Source organism: Arsenophonus endosymbiont of Bemisia tabaci Q2 (assembly GCF_902713415.1).
Lineage (GTDB): Bacteria > Pseudomonadota > Gammaproteobacteria > Enterobacterales > Enterobacteriaceae > Arsenophonus.
The window spans coordinates 1-2,419 of the sequence record NZ_CACTIE010000254.1 but is presented as its reverse complement, the minus strand read 5'-3'; the positions used below and the strand labels follow the sequence as shown (position 1 = coordinate 2,419).

The window sequence follows — 2,419 nt, the reverse complement described above, 5'->3', positions numbered from 1 at the left end:
TGAAAAACCACTTTCATCAATAAAAACAATATGCTTGCCTTCTTTTTCATACTGTTGTTTTTTTGTTGAAACGTTTGTCGAGTGTTTTCGTCGGCTTTCGGATGACGTAGAGTTTTTTGTATAGGGCAATCCCATTTTTTAAGAGCTTGCCAAATGGCCTTCTGACAAACGCCAAAACGCTCTGCACGCTCTTTTTGGTAAGCATCTGGATATTGTTCAACATCTTTTATCAACTCGGATTTATCGATTTTTCGCTGACGCGTAGTCGATGCTTTTGGCTGTATTTGATTAATCCAACGCGATACAGATGCAGAGCCAATCCGAAATTGCTTCGCTGTTTCTCGGATACTCAAACCTTTTTCTTCCATCGTAAATATCACTTTACGTCTAAAATCGATTGTATAGCTCATACAAATAATGTCATCAAAATTAAGTCGCTTAGCTATATATTCAATATTCATTATCTACCGAGGATTTTTTTCATTTATTGCTAGGTATGCCATACGAATTTGATAACTGTTCAATTGAACAGCTATTGCTAAATTTAGTGAACCATATTCAGGGTTGGTTGGAATATGAAGATGATATTGGCATCTCTGTAGTTCTTCATTTGTTAAACCAACTCGTTGGCAGCCAAAAATGATAGCCACCGGAGAATTTATTGCCTGGCGGACAGTTTTTTCGCCGCATTCGCGAAGCGTTACCTGTGGCCATGATAACGTACGATCGCGCACACTTGTTCCAATTACCAAGCTCCATCCAAGCAAAGCTTGATCTAATGTTTTCACGATAGTCGCTTGACCAATAACATCACTGGCCGCCAGCTGATAATGCAACAGCCTGTGATCCGGCAATATGAGTGGATTAACTAAGTAAAAATTAGTTAGTCCCATCGTTTTCATCGCACGGGGAATTGATCCCATATTTCCGGTATGCGAGGTTTCAACCAAAATAATGTGAATATTTTTTAGCATGATTGTCTTTATTTGGTGTTAATAATCAGGCTATTCTACCACAATCATAGTCATGTTGACGAATCTCTGTTATATTGCCGAACTTCCTTAAACCTTGTTCTTTAATATTCCAGTGGAAATAACCCATGCATCCAATGCTAACTATTGCTATACGGGCAGCTCGCCAAGCAGGTAACTTTATTGCTAAAATCTATGAAAAACCTGACTCTATCGAAATAATGGCAGAAGGCCAAAATGATTTTGTCACCAATATTGATAAAAAAGCAGAACAAATTATTATTGAAGTCATTCAAAAATCTTATCCTACTCATACCATTATTACCGAAGAGAGTGGTCAAATACTTGGTGAAAAAAATGATATTCAGTGGGTTATTGATCCTTTGGATGGCACAACAAATTTCACTAAACACTTACCCCATTTTGCCGTCTCCATCGCAGTACGTATTAACGGCCGTACAGAAATCGGCGCTATTTATAATCCTATGCTTAATGAGCTATTTACTGCGGTACGTGGGCAGGGTGCACAATTAAACGGTTACCGCCTTCGTATTAAAAATAATAATGAATTAGAAGGGGCAATTATTGCCACCCGTTTTCCTTTCAAAGCGAAACAACATTCAGCTGCATATATTAATATTGTCGCTAAACTATTTAAAAAATGCGCCGATTTTCGCCGCACAGGTTCAGCGGTTTTAGACTTAGCTTATGTTGCTGCTGATCGTGTCGATGGCTTTTTTGAGATTGGCTTAAAACCGTGGTATTTTATGGCTGGAGAACTATTGGTGCGTGAAGCCGGTGGAATTGTAACCGACTTCGTTGGCGGACATAATTATCTCACCTCTGGCAATCTGCTAGCTGGCAGTCCACGGATAGTGAAAAAAATGGTGCTAGAAATGCAGACCGAGTTAAGCGATCTATTGAAATGCTAAACAATGCGCTTAAAAAGCAATAGCCAAAGTTATATTGAGTTAATAATGTCTTGATGGCGTAACTTTGTCATTTACTAATTGGTGAAGGCTGAAAATGGTAAAAATTCACCATGGCTTTAATTAGTTAAATAAACCCGCTAAATATTTTCAATATTTACTCTTGTTGTCGGTGCTTTATTGCTTAATTGGATATAAAACCCCTATTCCTTTTGAGGAATTAAGGGGTATTTTAATGATTGGCCAGCTTATTTAATTTTAATAAAAAAATTTTTATCTGCATAGTTGGTTAATATTTATCTGTTATTCAAATTAAATGAACAACTTTAATTTAATTTTTTGGCTATTCCATGGAATTTAATGATGTTATTTTTTATTCGGGCGAATAAATAGTGCTGGAATGGCAATCAATCAATATAGCTAAGCGACTTAATTTTGATTACACTATATTGAGTGCGAACAAAATATCTGTGTCGCATCCGAGCGCTCTTTTTTTGCATTTAGCTTTTGCCCATTTAT

2 protein-coding genes and 1 pseudogene are annotated in these 2,419 nt (G+C 37.0%); 1 reads left to right on the top strand and 2 read right to left on the bottom strand.

The window, feature by feature from the left end:
• Together ARSQ2_RS10820 and ARSQ2_RS10815 are read right to left on the bottom strand one after the other, a co-directional pair.
• A partial coding sequence (locus tag ARSQ2_RS10820; protein WP_238334473.1) for an IS630 transposase-related protein occupies window positions 1–410 on the bottom strand: 410 nt, incomplete at its 3' end.
• Window positions 411–473: 63 nt separating this feature from the next.
• A pseudogene (locus ARSQ2_RS10815) lies at window positions 474–974 on the bottom strand (TrmJ/YjtD family RNA methyltransferase); the annotation flags it as partial.
• A 125-nt stretch (window positions 975–1,099) separates the two neighbouring features.
• Here ARSQ2_RS10815 and suhB point away from each other — a divergent pair.
• Window positions 1,100–1,903 (top strand): inositol-1-monophosphatase, encoded by an 804-nt coding sequence (gene suhB, locus ARSQ2_RS10810; RefSeq protein WP_181995297.1) that lies wholly within the window; start codon window positions 1,100–1,102, stop codon window positions 1,901–1,903.
• Window positions 1,904–2,419 lie beyond the last annotated feature (516 nt).

Coding starts and splice junctions, on each gene's coding strand:
- suhB (WP_181995297.1), top strand. CDS start 1,100: ATGCATCCAATGCTAACTATTGCTATACGGGCAGCTCGCCAAGCAGGT.